General features: G+C 34.9%; 1 protein-coding gene. It reads right to left on the minus strand.

Features of this window, described 5'->3' with window-relative positions:
• On the minus strand, positions 1–1,076 hold a 1,076-nt coding region (locus H8911_RS12155; RefSeq protein ID WP_500784415.1), incomplete at both ends, for a carbamoyl phosphate synthase preATP-grasp domain-containing protein.

The following is a 1,076-nucleotide window of genomic DNA, read 5'->3' on the forward strand; positions in this document are numbered from 1 at the left end:
CCAAATTGAACAATAACACCCAATGGTTTTTCTAAATCAATAACGTGCATTACATCTTCTGTAGTTAGTGGTTCAAAATACAATTTGTCACTAATTGAGAAATCGGTTGATACAGTTTCCGGGTTGTTGTTGATGATGATAGCTTCATATCCTGCATCTCTTAATGTTTCTACGCAGTGTACTGTCGCATAGTCAAACTCAACACCTTGTCCAATACGAATTGGTCCTGAACCTAACACAATGATTTTTTTACGATCACTGACTTCAGATTCATTTTCCTGATCATAACTTGAATATAAGTATGGTGTTGCACTGACAAATTCACCCGCACAAGTATCTACTTTCTTATAAACTGGAATAATTCCATTTTCTTTACGCAAGTTATATAAGTCGAATTCTTTCATGTTCCAGTTACGAGCAATGTAACTGTCTGAGAATCCGTGTTCTTTTAATGTTCTTAAAACCGCAACATCCTTTGGATTTTCATTCATCAATGTTTCTAAATCAAGAATTCTTTGAATGTGCCATAAGAAGAAACGATCCATCTTAGTTACATCAATAACAGTTTCTACATCGTATCCATTACGCATCCATTGTGTAATCGCAAAGATTCTTTCATCATCACACTTCTTGATTTTTTCAAGTAATTCTTCTTTCGTTAATCCAGCCATTTCTTTTTTGTATAAGTGATCCACTTTCATTTCTAAAGAACGAATCGCTTTCAAGAAAGATTCTTCAAAAGTACGTCCAATGGACATAACTTCACCAGTTGCCTTCATCTGAGTTCCTAATCGACGATCTGCATTAGGGAATTTATCAAATGGGAAACGTGCAAATTTACTTACGACATAGTCAACAGTAGGTTCAAAACATGCATAACTGTTTTTAGTAACTGGGTTTAAGATTTCATCTAATGTTAATCCTACAGCCAATTTTGCAGAGATTTTTGCGATTGGATATCCTGTTGCCTTACTAGCTAGAGCAGATGAACGAGATACACGAGGGTTAACTTCGATGACATAATATTTAAAACTATTTGGATTTAATGCCAACTGTACGTTACATCCTCCACAAAT

Source organism: Holdemanella hominis (assembly GCF_014306155.1).
Classification (GTDB): domain Bacteria; phylum Bacillota_I; class Bacilli_A; order Erysipelotrichales; family Erysipelotrichaceae; genus Holdemanella; species Holdemanella hominis.